Genomic DNA, 14311 nt, shown 5'->3' with positions numbered 1-14311 from the left:
AGTTGAAGCGCCATGGCCAAGCCCAAAAAACGCTATATCTGTCAGGCTTGCGGGTCGGTTTCCCACCGGTGGCAGGGCCAGTGTGCCGATTGCGCCGAATGGAACACGCTGGTCGAAGATGCGCCCGCGACGGTGTTCTCGCTCAAGCATGATCTGTCGAGCGGGGGCAGGGCAGTGGAATTCGTCGATCTGGACAAGCCGGGCGAAATGCCCATTCGCCAGAAGACCGGCCTCGCCGAATTCGACCGGGCCCTGGGCGGAGGGCTTGTTCCGGGTAGCGCGATCCTGATGGGCGGTGATCCTGGCATCGGCAAATCGACCCTGCTGCTCCAGGCGGCAGCGAAGGTCGCGCGCGACGGACACAGCGTTGCATACGTCAGCGGCGAGGAAGCGTCTGGTCAGGTCCGGATGCGCGCGGCACGGCTCGGTTTGTCGGACGCTCCTGTAAAACTCGCTGCGGCGACTGGCGTTCGGGACATCCTGACCACCCTAGGCCAGATGGAAACGCCCAAATTCCTCGTCATCGATTCCATCCAGACCATGCATTCCGACACGATCGAGGGTGCGCCGGGGACGGTCAGCCAGGTCCGCGGATGCGCGTTCGAACTGATCCGCTACGCGAAGGAAAACGGTGTCGCGCTGGTGCTGGTCGGTCATGTGACCAAGGATGGCAACATCGCCGGGCCGCGCGTGCTGGAGCATATGGTCGATGTGGTCATGAGCTTCGAAGGGGAGCGCAGCCATCAGTACCGCATCCTGCGGGCGCTCAAGAACCGGTTCGGCGCGGTAGACGAAATCGGCGTATTTTCGATGGAAGGGGAAGGGCTGGAAGAGGTCGAAAACCCTTCGATGCTCTTCCTTTCCGGGCGCGAACAGCCGATGGCCGGGAGCGCTGTCTTCCCGGCCATGGAAGGAACACGTCCTGTCCTGATCGAGATACAGGCGCTGATCGTCAGACTTCAATCCGGGGCGACCCCGCGCCGGGCCGTGGTCGGGTGGGATAGTGGCCGCTTGGCGATGCTGCTGGCGGTGCTGGAGTCGCGTTGCGGGCTGTCGTTCAGTTCCGCGGAAGTCTATCTCAACGTCGCTGGCGGTTACCGCCTGTCCGACCCGGCTGCCGATCTTGCAGTGGCTGCGGCCCTCGTCAGTGCCCTGGCCGACAAACCGCTGCCGGATCGAAGCGTCTGGCTGGGAGAAGTCAGCCTTGCCGGCGAAGTGCGGCCGGTGGCTCACGGAAACGTGCGCATGCGCGAAGCCGCCAAGCTCGGTTTCGAGCGTGGTTATGGCCCGGCCGATCCGAAGAACAATACGTCAAAGCTGCGCTATGAGGGTCTGGCACAATTGGCAAACCTCGTTGACCGGGTGATGAGCAATTAATAGACCGCTCAGCTCTCGGGGCTAAAGGGCGCGTATGACGGGTTTCGATCTCATTGTTCTTTTGATTGTCGGCGTAGCTGCGGTGGGTGGGTTCCTGCGCGGCTTTTTACAGGAGGTCCTGTCGCTGGGTGCGTGGATACTCGCAGCCGTGGCCATTCGATATTTGCATACTCCGCTCACGCTGCAGATGCAGGAATACATCGGGGCCAATGTGACGACTTCGGTCCTTGCCTTCACTTTCCTCCTGCTAATCCCCTACGCAGCCATGAAGGTCATCGCCAACAATGTGGGGCAGGCATCCCGGCAATCGTTTCTAGGGCCGATCGACCGTGTTCTCGGCTTCGGCTTCGGTGCGCTAAAGGGGCTGATCATCGTGATCATCGCTTTCTCGGTGCTGGTCCTTGGTTACGATTCCGTTTGGGATTACCGCGGCCGCCCGACCTGGATGACCACGGCTCGCAGCTATGAACTCATCGATTCCGGATCCCGGTCGATGGTGGAAGTGCTCGCCCAGCGCCGCGCCAAATTGCGTGAGGAAGAGAGCGATGACACGGCGTCCGAGGCGGAAGCATAGTGAGCGATACGCCCAAGGGAGCGCTCTATTCGCCGGAATTGCTATCACTCGCGGTAGAACTTGCCGGTTCCCCTTATGACGCTGCAGCGCCGCTACTTGGAGAAGCTCGTTCGCGCAGTTGCGGGAGCATTATCCGCATTTCGAGCCATCGTGATTTGGCCGGGCTGGGATTGCAGGCACAGGCCTGCGCTGTGGGGCAGGGCGCGGCGGCGATTTTTCTCCGTCACGCACAAGGGCGGTCCCGGCAGGATATCGCGGACACACTTGCCGCTTTGGAGACATGGCTTGCCGGCGAAGGCACTCTGCCGGACTGGCCGGATCTCGAAAAAATCGAGATGGCCAGAAATTTTCCCGGTCGCCATGGCGCGATCCTTCTGCCGTGGCAGGCAGCGCTGGACGCGCTTTCCAATTCGGGCGACGAACGCTAGATCGAATCTCATAGTGTTACGGAGAGGTTGAGGAATGGCAGGCGACGTTGCTGCATTGCGGGAACCGACCGAGAAGGAAATTCGCCTTGTCATCGCCGCCAGCAGCGCGGGTACGATCTTCGAATGGTACGATTTCTTCATCTACGGCACGCTCGCTGGCCTGATCGGAGCGGCCTTCTTTCCCAGCGGTAACGAAACGTTGCAGATCCTGCTAGTTTGGGCAGGCTTCGCCGTCGGTTTCGGGTTTCGCCCGCTCGGCGCAATCCTGTTCGGTTTTCTTGGTGACCGCCTCGGGCGCAAATATACGTTCCTCGTCACCGTCACATTGATGGGAATTGCAACTGCAGGCGTCGGCCTCATTCCCGGCGCCGCCAGTATCGGTATCGCCGCGCCGATCATCGTGATTTGTCTGCGTATCCTCCAGGGTCTGGCGCTTGGCGGTGAATATGGTGGCGCGGCCATTTACGTGGCCGAGCATGCACCGCCGGAAAAGAGGGGCTTCTATACCAGCTTCATTCAGGCCAGCGTGGTCGGCGGGTTCGTGCTCTCCATCGTCGTGGTGCTCGCCTGCCGTGCCGTGATCCCGGCCGACGATTTTGCCGCCTGGGGTTGGCGCGTGCCGTTCCTGCTCTCCATCGTGCTGCTCGGCATATCGCTGTGGATGCGCCTCAAGCTGTCCGAAAGTCCGGTTTTCCAGGCGATGAAAGAGGCCGGGGAGACCAGCGCCAATCCCTTCAAGGAGAGCCTGACCTATCCCGGCAATCCCAAGCGCATATTCGTGGCCCTGTTCGGCATCACCGGAGTGCTCACCACCATCTGGTATACGGCCTTCTTCTCGTCGCTGAGTTTCCTGCGCCGCGACATGCGGGTGGACGAAACAACGGTAGAATGGATCCTGCTGATCGCGGGACTGATCTCGATGAGCTTTTACGTCGTGATCGGCAAATGGTCCGACCGGGTAGGGCGCAAGAAGCCGATCATCATCGGTGCCATTGCCGCACTGCTACTGCTCTTCCCGATCTTCTGGGGCATGGGCAGCCTCGCCAATCCTGGGCTAGCTCAGGCCGCACGGGACAATCCCGTCGTCGTCAGCGGGCAGAATTGCACCACCGATCCCTTTGCCGAACTGTTCGACCGTGACCAGAGCGGGTGCGGCAAACTACTGGAAACTCTCACCGCAAGCGGCGTCGCCTACGATGTCGAAGACGCTGACGAATTAAGTCTCACTGTCGGAGACGAAGAAATCGCACTGGGTGCGAACTGGGCGGGAGACGCCGCCGCACGGCGTGACGGATTGCAGGATGCCCTGAGCGCGCGGGGCTTCGATTTCGCCCGCCAGACACCGCCATTGCTCAACCTTCTCGGCATCGGCGCCCTGCTACTTGTTTGCGGCATGCTGTCCGCGCTGACCTATGGTTCGGTTGCCGCGCTGCTGTGCGAGATGTTCCCGGCCCGGATCCGCTACAGTTCCATGTCCATTCCTTACCACATCGGTGCCGGCTATCTGGGCGGCTTCCTGCCGTTGATCGCAGGAATTATCGTGGCGCGCAGCGGTGACGTCTACGCCGGCCTGTGGTATACGATGGCAGTTGTCGGCTTCGGCCTGATTGTCGCGTGGTGGGGCCTGCCAGACGGGCCGCCGCGCGATTTCGAAGATGCCAACAATGCACCTCCGGTTTCGCCTGTCATACCCTGATGAAAATTCCTTCTCCTACTCTGCGCCTCGCCATCGATTGCGAGGCTCTGGCGCATAATTGGCGCGCCCTTGATCGTCTTTCCGGCGAGGCGAGAGCCGGGGCGGCGGTCAAGGCCGATTGCTATGGCCTGGGCGTGGACATTTGCGTTCCGGTGTTGAGAGACGCGGGCTGCCGCAATTTCTTCGTAGCACACTGGACCGAAGTCCTGCCGGTGCTGGAGCATGTACCCGCTGAGCAGATCGCCGTCCTGCATGGTCCGCTGGATGAAAGCGATGTCGCCTTCGCCCGCGAAACCGGCGCCCTCCCGGTGATCGATTCCCTTCGGCAGGCAAGGCTCTGGCTCGACGGCGGCGGTGGGCCGTGCCACCTGATGGTGGACAGCGGCATCAACCGGCTCGGAATTTCGCCGCAGGAAATCTCCGATCCGCTGGTCGAGGGTCTCGATATCCAGGTTCTCCTCAGCCATCTGGCCTGCGCGGACGAGGACAGCCCGATGAACGCGCGCCAGCTCGAAATTTTCCGCGATGCCATCCAGCGGATCGAGCACAAGGAAGCCAGCCTCGCCAACAGCGCCGGGATCGCTCTGGGCGGCGATTATCACTTTGATCTGACGCGGCCCGGGCTCGCTCTGTACGGCGGTGTGCCGCGCGAGGAGCTGGCCGAACATATCCGCCAGGTCGCCCGGCCCATGGCTGCGATCATGCAGACGCGCAGCCTGTCTGCCGGGGACAAGGTAGGCTATAACGCCACCTTCACTGCGAGCACCGACATGCGGGTGGGCGTCGTCTCTCTCGGCTATGCCGACGGCATCTTGCGAAGCTGGGCCGGCGGTGCCTTCCTGAGCGGCGACAAACCGATCCCGATCCTCGGCAAAGTGTCGATGGACATGATCGTGGTCGATCTGTCCGGGGCACCGGAGCTCAAGGAAGGGGCCTTGCTCGAGCTGCCCTATCACCTGCCCGACGCGCACCGGCAGTCTTCATTGTCGCAATATGAGTTGCTGACCGTGCTCGGCAACAGGTTCGCGCGCTAACACGCGTGTTGCGTTGCACATTGTGCAAGTGCTAAGCTCTTTGCGCTGCACAAGACCTGTCAGCCTGGGGAGAGAGCAGATCATGGCCAAGCGGACCGCCGAGGGCGAACCGATCATTATCAAGAAATACGCCAACCGGCGTCTCTACAATACCGACACGTCGAGCTATATCACGCTTGACGATCTGGCCCTGATGGTGCGCGAAAACGTCGATTTCCAGGTCCTCGACGCCAAGACGGGTGACGACATCACCCATACGATCCTCACGCAGATCATCGTCGAGGAAGAAAGCCACGGGTCGCAGCACATGCTGCCTGTCAGCTTCCTGCGCGATCTCATCTCGATGTACGGCAATTCGATGCAGTCGATGATGCCGAGCTATCTCGAAGCCAGTATGGCCCATTTCCGCAAGAACCGGGCAGAGCTGCAGTCGGCCTTCGCCAAGGGGCTGGAAACCAATCCCTTCGCCAAGATGGCCGAAGCGAACATCAAGATGATGCAGAACGCCGCCGAAGCCTTCATCCCCGCCACTCGCAAGACCGAAGATGCGCCGCAAAAGGCCGATGACGACGATCTCGCCCAGATGCGCGAGCAGATGGCCGCGATGCAGAAGAAGCTGGACGAACTGAGCAAGTAAAGCTCGCGTTTAAAAAGTTTCTCTTTCGCCAGGCTTTGGCGTGGTGGAAGCAAAGCAGGGCATTGCCCAACCGCCATCCAGTTCTTTATGGGCGGCCCCACCAGTCAGGACGGAGCTTCGCAAGGCCGGGCGCGAGTGCATCTCGGGCGCGCCAGCCGCTCCGAGCATAAGGTCCGAAATTCGATGTCCAAGATCCGTCACGCCCTCAATTCCCGCCGCGAAGACGATTTCGCCGCCTGGTATCAGGAAGTCATCTCGGCGGCCGAAATGGCCGAGGAATCGGGCGTGCGGGGCTGCATGGTCATCCGCCCCTGGGGATTCGGCATCTGGGAGCGCATGCAGCGCCTGCTCGACGACCGGATCAAGGCGACGGGGCATGAAAACGCCTATTTCCCGCTCTTCATCCCGCTCTCCAATTTCGAGCGCGAGGCCGAGCATGTCGAAGGTTTCGCCAAGGAAATGGCCGTCGTCACGCACCACCGCCTGATCGCGGGCAAGGATGGCGGGCTGGTGCCGGATCCCGAGGCCAAGCTGGAAGAGCCGCTGGTGGTGCGACCGACGTCGGAAACCATCATTGGTGATGCCATGGCGCGGTGGGTGCAGAGCTGGCGCGATCTGCCGCTGAAGCTCAATCAGTGGGCCAATGTCGTGCGCTGGGAAATGCGCACCCGCATGTTCCTGCGCACCAGTGAATTCCTCTGGCAGGAAGGCCACACCGCCCACGCCGAGGAAGCCGAGGCCAAGGAGCACACCCTCCGCATGCTCGAAGTCTATCGCGCTTTTGCCGATGAAGACCTCGCGCTAGCCGTCGTCCCCGGCGAGAAGCCCGAGAACGAGCGCTTCCCGGGCGCGGTGGAGACCTGGTCGATCGAGGCGATGATGCAGGATGGCAAGGCGCTGCAAGCCGGCACCAGCCACTATCTCGGTACCAATTTCGCTCAGGCGTCGGGCATCAAATATCAGAACCGCGACGGCGGGGAGAGCCTGGCCCATACCACCAGCTGGGGCGTGTCCACGCGCATGGTCGGCGGGGTCATCATGACGCATGGCGATGACGACGGTCTGCGCCTGCCGCCCAAGATCGCGCCGCAGCAGGTCGTGATCCTGCCCATGCTGCGCGACAAGCCCGAAGACCAGGCGCTGATCGACTATTGCGAGGCGCTGCGCGCCACTCTCGCCGGCCAGCATGTGCTGGGCGAGCCGCTGCGCGTCCTGCTCGACATCCGGCCCGGCAAGGCGGCCCAGAAGCGCTGGGATTATGTCCGCAAGGGCGCTCCGATTATCGTGGAAGTCGGCGGGCGCGACATGGAGAACGGCGCCGTTTCGCTGCTGCGTCGCGATCGTCTGTGGGATCAGGAAACCGGCAAGACCGCCTTCCAGACCCCGACCCGCGAAGTGGCCGGCCAGACCATTCCCGACATTCTGGCCGACATGCAGGGCGCCCTGCTGACCGAGGCGCAGGAACGGCGCGACGCCAATCTCACGCGCGGCATCACCGATTTTGCCGAGGTCGAAGAGCATTTCTCCGCCTCGCGCTATCCCGGATGGGTCGAAGTCCAGTGGTCCAAGCCCACCGGCCCGGCGCTGGAAAAGGTCGTCGAGCGGCTGAAGGAACACAAGCTCACCATCCGCAACGTGCCGATGAACAACGTGCCGGTCGATGGTGCCTGCATCTTCTCCGGCGAACCGGCGGTCGAGCGTATTCTGCTGGCCAAGGCATACTGATAGGACGGTGGGCGGCTACTGAGTCCTGCCTGGCTCCGGTGCGGGCCGGGCAGGGATCGACAAGACGGTTGTAATTAAGACCGAGTCGGGCAAACCTGCGCGGCATGAGAACACTCCTTCCGCTCGTCGCCCTCGTCTCCGCCCCGCTTGCAGCGCAGGAAACCGCGCCTGCCGATCCCGCTGCCGATGTCTCGCAGGAGCGGCTGCGCGCCGATATCGATACGCTGGTCGGGTTCGGCACGCGGCACACGCTGTCGGAGCAGGACAATCCCGAACGCGGCATCGGCGCGGCGGTCGATTGGGGGTTGGCTGAATTCGGCCGCATATCAGGCACTTGCGGCGGCTGCCTCACTGTCGTTGCACCTGAGCGTATCGAGCCCGAGGGCGGCCGCCTGCCGCGCCCGACGCGCATTCGCAATGCCGTCGCCATCCAGCGCGGGACGGAGCGGCCGAACGAGGTCGTCATCGTCCAAGGCCATATCGACAGCCGCGGCAGCGACGTGATGGACTGGCAAAGCGATGCTCCCGGCGCGAATGACGATGGCTCGGGCACCGTCCTGGTGCTGGAGGCCGCGCGCAACCTCAGCCGCAATCGCTATCCCGTGACGATCGTCTACGCGCTGCTCTCGGGCGAAGAGCAGGGGCTCTATGGCGGGCGTCTGCTGGCCGACTATGCCGAAGAACAGGGCTGGGACGTGAAGGCGGTGCTCAACAACGATGTCGTCGGCAACAGCTGCGGCAGCGACGGGTACTGCGATGCCGAACATGTCCGGGTCTTCTCCGAAGGACCGCGGGCCGACCTGACCGATGCGATCCGCGCTTCGCAGCGCCGCGAAGGCGGGGAAAACGACAGCCCGAGCCGCAATCTTTCGCGCTGGCTCGACGATGTTGCGGATGAAACCTCAGGCGGGCTCGATGTGCGCCAGATCTGGCGGGTCGACCGTATGGGCCGCGGCGGCGATCAGATTCCCTTCATGGAAAAGGGTTTCCCGGCAATCCGGATCGCCGTTGCCGTGGAAGATTACGAACACCAGCATCAGGACCTGCGCACCGAAGACGGTGTGACCTACGGTGATACGGTCGACGAGATGGATTTTGCCTATCTCGCCAAGGTCACCCAGTTCAATATCCGCGCGCTCGACAAGCTTGCCCGGTCTCCCGCGCCGCCGGCATCGGCCGCCAAGGCCGCAGTCCAGACCTTTACCGACGTGACCTGGGCAGAAGTGCCCGGCGCGGTGAGCTACACGGTCTGGCAGCGCCGCACCGATGAACCCTACTGGCGCGATGAGCCGGTGATAGAAAACGTGGTGGCCAACAATGCGCGGCTCGAAGGCGTGCGGGGCGATGACTGGATTTTCGGCGTCAGCGCCACCGGTGCCGATGGTGTGATGAGCCCGGTGTCCAGCGCGGTCCCGGCAGGCCAATTCGAACCTATCGCCGCCGAAGAGGATGACAGCGAGTAGCTGCGTCCCCATATGGCGCGCATGACAAGACAGAACAGAACCGGACGGAAGCAGGGGCTTCCGTCCAAAACGGAAATACTCGAATTCATCCAGGCCTCCGACAAGCCCGCCGGCAAGCGCGAAATCGCCAAGGCATTCGGCATCAAGGGGCAGGAAAAGATCGCGCTTAAGAAGCGCCTCAAGGACATGGCCGAAGAAGGCCTGATCGACGGCAAGAAAACCGCCTTCCACAAGATGGGCGGTCTGCCCAAGGTCACCGTGCTCAAGGTGGTCGAGATCGAAGATGGCGATCCGATCGCAGTCCCGGAAAGCTGGGACTCCGATGCGCCCGGCAAGCCCCCGCGGCTGGTGGTCAAGGAAAGCAAGAAGGTCGCGGCGCTCAAGCGCGGCGACCGCTTCCTTGCCCGGACCGAGGAACGCGGCAAAGGCTGGGTGGCGCATCCCATGAAGAAGCTGCCTGCCCGCACCGAAGGCCTGATGGGCGTGGTGGAGTTCGACGGCAGCGGCAAGCCATGGCTGGCGCCGGTCGACAAGCGGGTCCGCAATTCTTCACCCATTGCCGATCTTGGCGGTGCCGAGGAAGGCGAACTGGTGCTGGCCGAAAAGGCTGGCAAATCGGCGCGCGCCGCCGTCAAGGTGGTCGAGGTTATCGGCGATCCGCTGGCGCCTAAGAGCTTCAGCCTCATCGCCATTGCCAAGCACGGCATCCCTTATGTCTTCCCCGATGAAGCGCTGGCAGAGGCGCAGCGCGTCGCTGACCTGCCGCTCAGCGAAGACAAGCGCGAGGATCTGCGCGATGTGCCCATCGTCGCCATCGATCCCGCTGATGCGCGCGACCACGACGATGCGATCTGGGCCCAGCCCGATGGGGAGGGCGGCTACAAGGCGATCGTCGCGATTGCCGACGTATCCTTTTATGTCCGTCCGGGCGGTAAGCTGGACAGGGAAGCCCGCAAGCGGGGCAATTCGGTCTATTTTCCCGATCGCGTCGTGCCGATGCTGCCCGAAATCCTGTCGGCGGACGTCTGCTCGCTGGTGGAGAACGAAGACCGCGCCGCCATGGCCTGCCATCTGCGTATCTCGCCCGAAGGCAAAATCACCAAGTGGCGCTTCACTCGCGCGATCGTGCGGCTTGCGGCGAATATTGCCTATGAAGACGCCCAGAAGGCGATCGACGACGGCAGTGCCGACGAGCACCTGAAAAACCTGTGGGGCGCGTGGAAGCTGCTGTTCAAGGCGCGCCAGGCCCGCGACCCGCTGGACCTCGAACTGCCGGAACGGCAGGTCCGCCTCAACGACGAAGGCGTAATCGAGGAAATCGCCGTGCGCGAGCGACTCGATGCCCACCGTGTGGTCGAAGACTTCATGATTGCCGCCAATGTCGCGGCCGCCAAGGCGCTGGAAGAGAAAGCCGCGCCCGTGGTCTACCGCGTGCACGAGACGCCGAGCCGCGAGAAGCTGACGGCTTTCAAGGAATATCTCGCCACCCAGGGCAAGAGCTTCGCGATGGGGCAGGTGATTACCCCCGGCCTCTTCAACCGGATGCTGAAGGACATCGTCGATCCTGCTGAAAAGGCTCTGATAATGGAGGCCGTGCTGCGTAGTCAGACACAGGCCTATTACGGTCCTTCCAATTCGGGCCACTTCGGGCTGGCGCTTGGCAGCTATGCCCATTTCACCTCGCCGATCCGGCGCTATGCCGATCTGCTCGTCCATCGGGCACTGGTCGATGCCTACAAGCTGGAACAGCCCAAGCCGAAGGGCGACATCCCCGAGGCTTCGGGGCTTTCGGATCGCGACAAGACCGCGCTCAACCAGATTACCGATGCGATCAGCCAGACCGAACGCCGCGCCATGGAGGCCGAGCGTGATACGATCGATCGCTATGTCGCTGCGTGGCTTTCGGGCCGTGTGGGGCAGACCTTCGATACCAGGATCACCGGCGTCCAGGGCTTCGGCTTCTTTGCGACCATCGAAAATCTGGGCGGTGACGGGCTGGTGCCGGTCTCCACGCTGGGACGCGAATATTTCCGTTACGATGAGGCGGCGAGGGAACTGGTCGGCGAAGATAGCGGAACCACCTATGCAGTGGGTGACCGGCTGAAGCTCAAGCTGGCCGAGGCCAATGCGCTCACCGGCGCGCTCAAGTTCGAAATTCCCGACAGCGACGGGTCCCCGGTCGAAAAGCGCGGCGAGCGGTTCCAGCACAAAAAGAAATCGCTGCGAAAAGGGCAGGGCGCCCCGCGCCAGAAGCACGCTCAGGGCCAGCGCGGGCGGCCGAAGAATATCCGGCACCAGGGCCGCAAGAAGAAGTAGGGCGGAACGGGCACGGGTGGCCGGTCATTGATCTTCGTAAAGGAGATATCATGACCCTCGTTCCCGGACAGCCCGTCCCCTCGCTCGACCTGCCACTGACTATCGATGCCCGTTTCGAGCTGTCGGAGCAGTCGCCCGAAAACTTCACCATGCTTGTGTTCTATCGCGGCAAGCACTGCCCGATCTGCAAGAAATATCTGACCGAACTCGGCAGCAAGCTGAGCAAATTCACCGACAAGGGCATCAACGTCTTCGCCGTCTCGATGGACAGCCCCGAACGCGCCGCCGTCAGCCACGAGGAATGGGACACGGCCGATCTGCCGCTGGCGCATTCGATGAGCGAGGACAAGGCCCGCGAATGGGGGCTCTATATCTCGCAGAAGCGTGAGGACAGCGAAGAACCAGACCTATTCAGCGAACCCGGCCTGTTCGTGGTCAAGCCGGACGGAACGCTGCATTTTGCCGTCGTCCAGAGTGCGCCGTTTACCCGGCCGAACCTCGACGACCTGCTCGAAGGCCTCGAATTTACCATGGACAAGGGCTATCCGACGCGCGGCACGCTGACCTGATCGGTCACGCGAGCTCGTCCAGCCTTTCCTTCGAAAGATTGCCCGGCACCAGATAGAGCGGGCAGGGCAGGCTGGCCGCGCGGGCGGCGAAATGGGCCACCAGCGGATCGTTGCCGCCTTCCGTGGCCGTACCCAATACCAGCGCGGCCACTTCGCCATTGTCTGCCAGATATTTGGCTATCACATCGGCCGGCGCCCCTGGCCGGACCGCGATCACGGGGCGCTTGCCCATTTCCCCGAAGATATTGCCCGCGGCATTGTTCGCCATGACCTCGGCACGCTCACGCGCTTCCTGTTCGATGGTGGCTTGCACCCCGCCGAAGGCATTGAAGGTCTGCTGCGGTACGAGTGCGAGGATATGCACCGATCCGCCGGTCTTCATGGCGCGCAGCGAGGCGAACCGCAGCGCCTGCTTGGCTTCTTCGGTTTCGTCCATGACGACGAGATAAATACGCATGGGTCCGGCTCCCTGTTGAGGAAGCCGGTTACAAGCTAATTCGTATTCTACGCAAGGACCTTGCGGGGGCGGCGCAAATTGGCCAGAGACCACCGCAACACATTACCCAGCGAGGACGTAACGTCACCAATGCCCACGCCGATCAAGATGCCCGCCCTGTCGCCCACCATGGAGGAGGGGACCCTCGCCAAATGGCTGGTGAAGCCGGGTGATACCATTTCCGCCGGCGATATCATGGCGGAGATCGAAACCGACAAGGCGACGATGGAATTCGAAGCCGTGGACGAAGGCACGCTCGCCTCGATCCAGATCGAGGAAGGCACCGAAGGCGTAAAGGTCGGCACCGTGATAGCCATGCTCGCCGAAGAGGGCGAGGACGTGGAAGAAGCCGCCAAGGCCGCGCCTTCCGGCGACAAAGCGGAAAGCTCGTCCGACGACGGGAAGGTCGAGGCCGAAAAGCAGCAGCGCGAGGAAAAGGTCGAGCAGGAAGAAAAACGGACCGAGAAATCGGCTTCCTCTCCTTCCCCTGCGCCTGCTCCCGCAGCCACCGGTTCCGCTCCAGCGGCCCCCACCGACGACGATGGCAAGCGCATCAAGGCCTCGCCGCTCGCGCGCCGCATCGCCGAGCAGAAGGGCCTCGACCTTTCGGACATCACCGGCTCGGGCCCCAATGGCCGCATCGTGAAGGCCGATGTCGAAAATGCCAAAGCCGGTGCCGCACCCGCCAAGGAAAGCGCCACACCCGCACCCAGCGCCCCGAAACCGGCATCGCAGGGCGGCGATCTCGATGCGCCTTACGAAGCGACCAAGCTCAACAATGTTCGCAAGGTCATTGCCAAGCGTCTCACCGAGGCGAAGCAAACCATCCCGCACATCTACCTCACCGTGGACGTGCGCCTCGATGCGCTGCTCAAGCTGCGCGGCGAACTCAACAAGAGCCTCGAGGCGGACGGCGTGAAGCTTTCGGTCAACGACCTCCTGATCAAGGCGCTGGCCCGTGCGCTTCAGCGCGTGCCCGCCTGCAACGTCAGCTTCCAGGGCGACGAACTGTTCCAGTATTCGCGCGAGGATATCTCGGTCGCCGTGGCCGCGCCTTCGGGCCTGATCACGCCGATCATCCGCGATGCGGGCAAGAAGGGCCTCGCCCAGATCAGCACCGAGATGAAGGAACTGGCGGGCAAGGCCAAGGACGGCAAGCTGCAGCCGCATGAATTCCAGGGCGGCACCGCGTCGCTCTCCAACCTCGGCATGTTCGGCACCAAGCAGTTCGACGCCGTGATCAACCCGCCGCAGGCGATGATCCTCGCCGTCGGCGCGGGCGAGCAGCGCCCCTGGGTGATCGACGGCGCACTGGGCGTCGCCACCGTGATGAGCGCCACCGGCAGCTTCGACCACCGCGCCATCGACGGCGCCGACGGTGCGCAGCTGATGGAAGCTTTCAAGCAGCTGTGTGAAAACCCGATGGGACTTTTGGTATGAAAACGAAACTAATTGGCATTCTGACCGCAGCCGCCAGTCTGAGCCTCGTGGCCGCCTGTTCTGGTGCCGATGAGCCCGCCGAAACCGATACGGCGGCAGATCGCGAAGCGACGGAAAATGCGGCTGAGACTGCTGCTGCAGAACCGGCCGCCGATGCAGAACAGCCAGCCATTCCCGAAGGTCCGCTCGCCGACGGAACATGGAAGGTGGTCGAAACCCGTCTCACGCGGCCGAACGGTGTCTCCGCCATCGGCGATGCCGAACTGGCAGCCGCGCGCAATCTTTCGCTCTCGGTCACACCGTCCAGCATCAATTGGCAAGGCGACGCGATTTCCGGCCCGCTGAAGGGTTACGGCTTCGATGCGAATTGCGCCAGTCCGATCCGCAATCCCGAGGCGCGAGGCGGCTTCTCCCTGCGCTGCGATGACGGAGAGACCTTCGGCCCCGCCGTGTCCGGCACTCCCGCTTTCGCTCAGAATTCGGATGGCACGGTCACGGTAAACTGGTTCGACGGTATGACGCTCGTCCTGCGCAAGGACGGCTGAACCGGTGATCG

13 protein-coding genes are annotated in these 14311 nt (G+C 62.9%); 12 read left to right on the top strand and 1 reads right to left on the bottom strand.

Going from position 1 to position 14311, the window contains the following annotated elements:
• Nucleotides 1–12 precede the first annotated feature (12 nt).
• The 10 genes from radA (at nucleotide 13) to ACI2I1_RS10620 (ending at nucleotide 11819) form a co-directional block, all read left to right on the top strand.
• Nucleotides 13–1377 (top strand): DNA repair protein RadA, encoded by a 1365-nt coding sequence (radA, locus tag ACI2I1_RS10665; RefSeq protein WP_221541558.1) that lies wholly within the window; start codon nucleotides 13–15, stop codon nucleotides 1375–1377.
• Nucleotides 1378–1411: 34 nt separating this feature from the next.
• Nucleotides 1412–1951 carry a CvpA family protein gene (locus tag ACI2I1_RS10660; RefSeq protein WP_221541559.1) on the top strand — a complete coding sequence of 180 codons (540 nt, stop codon included), beginning with the start codon at nucleotides 1412–1414 and terminating at the stop codon, nucleotides 1949–1951.
• The gene (locus ACI2I1_RS10655) at nucleotides 1951–2379 is read left to right on the top strand and encodes an iron-sulfur cluster assembly scaffold protein (protein WP_404679075.1); all 429 of its coding nucleotides are present in this window, start codon (nucleotides 1951–1953) and stop codon (nucleotides 2377–2379) included. Before ACI2I1_RS10660 ends, ACI2I1_RS10655 begins: the two co-directional genes overlap by 1 nt.
• Before the next feature lie 34 nt (nucleotides 2380–2413).
• The gene (locus ACI2I1_RS10650; protein WP_404679074.1) at nucleotides 2414–4075 is read left to right on the top strand and encodes an MFS transporter; all 1662 of its coding nucleotides are present in this window, start codon (nucleotides 2414–2416) and stop codon (nucleotides 4073–4075) included.
• Nucleotides 4075–5109, top strand: a complete 1035-nt coding sequence (alr, locus tag ACI2I1_RS10645; RefSeq protein ID WP_404679073.1) for an alanine racemase — start codon at nucleotides 4075–4077, stop codon at nucleotides 5107–5109. The genes ACI2I1_RS10650 and alr overlap by 1 nt, the downstream gene beginning before the upstream one ends.
• An 82-nt stretch (nucleotides 5110–5191) precedes the next feature.
• Nucleotides 5192–5746 carry a polyhydroxyalkanoate synthesis repressor PhaR gene (phaR, locus tag ACI2I1_RS10640; RefSeq protein ID WP_404679072.1) on the top strand — a complete coding sequence of 185 codons (555 nt, stop codon included), beginning with the start codon at nucleotides 5192–5194 and terminating at the stop codon, nucleotides 5744–5746.
• Between the two features lie 183 nt (nucleotides 5747–5929).
• Nucleotides 5930–7471 (top strand): proline--tRNA ligase, encoded by a 1542-nt coding sequence (gene proS, locus ACI2I1_RS10635; RefSeq protein ID WP_404679071.1) that lies wholly within the window; start codon nucleotides 5930–5932, stop codon nucleotides 7469–7471.
• A gap of 104 nt (nucleotides 7472–7575) precedes the next feature.
• Nucleotides 7576–8934: a M20/M25/M40 family metallo-hydrolase gene (locus ACI2I1_RS10630; RefSeq protein WP_404679070.1), complete on the top strand. Its 1359-nt coding sequence runs from the start codon at nucleotides 7576–7578 to the stop codon at nucleotides 8932–8934.
• 21 nt (nucleotides 8935–8955) lie between these two features.
• Complete coding sequence (gene rnr / locus ACI2I1_RS10625; RefSeq protein WP_404679069.1) at nucleotides 8956–11250, top strand: ribonuclease R; 2295 nt, start codon at nucleotides 8956–8958, stop codon at nucleotides 11248–11250.
• Nucleotides 11251–11300: 50 nt separating this feature from the next.
• Nucleotides 11301–11819 carry a peroxiredoxin-like family protein gene (locus ACI2I1_RS10620; protein ID WP_404679068.1) on the top strand — a complete coding sequence of 173 codons (519 nt, stop codon included), beginning with the start codon at nucleotides 11301–11303 and terminating at the stop codon, nucleotides 11817–11819.
• Between the two features lie 4 nt (nucleotides 11820–11823).
• On the opposite strand, the gene ACI2I1_RS10615 is transcribed toward ACI2I1_RS10620, so the two are convergent.
• Nucleotides 11824–12276, bottom strand: a complete 453-nt coding sequence (locus ACI2I1_RS10615; RefSeq protein ID WP_404679067.1) for a universal stress protein — start codon at nucleotides 12274–12276, stop codon at nucleotides 11824–11826.
• A 129-nt stretch (nucleotides 12277–12405) separates the two neighbouring features.
• Between ACI2I1_RS10615 and ACI2I1_RS10610 the strand changes: the two genes are divergently transcribed.
• Complete coding sequence (locus ACI2I1_RS10610; protein ID WP_404679169.1) at nucleotides 12406–13755, top strand: pyruvate dehydrogenase complex dihydrolipoamide acetyltransferase; 1350 nt, start codon at nucleotides 12406–12408, stop codon at nucleotides 13753–13755.
• The gene (locus ACI2I1_RS10605) at nucleotides 13752–14300 is read left to right on the top strand and encodes a hypothetical protein (RefSeq protein ID WP_404679066.1); all 549 of its coding nucleotides are present in this window, start codon (nucleotides 13752–13754) and stop codon (nucleotides 14298–14300) included. The genes ACI2I1_RS10610 and ACI2I1_RS10605 overlap by 4 nt, the downstream gene beginning before the upstream one ends.
• Nucleotides 14301–14311: the final 11 nt, after the last annotated feature.

The organism is Qipengyuania sp. NPDC077563, assembly GCF_044901345.1.
Lineage (GTDB): Bacteria > Pseudomonadota > Alphaproteobacteria > Sphingomonadales > Sphingomonadaceae > Qipengyuania > Qipengyuania aestuarii.
The sequence above is the reverse complement of the archived record's forward strand: the minus strand, read 5'-3'. Positions and strand labels throughout refer to the sequence as shown.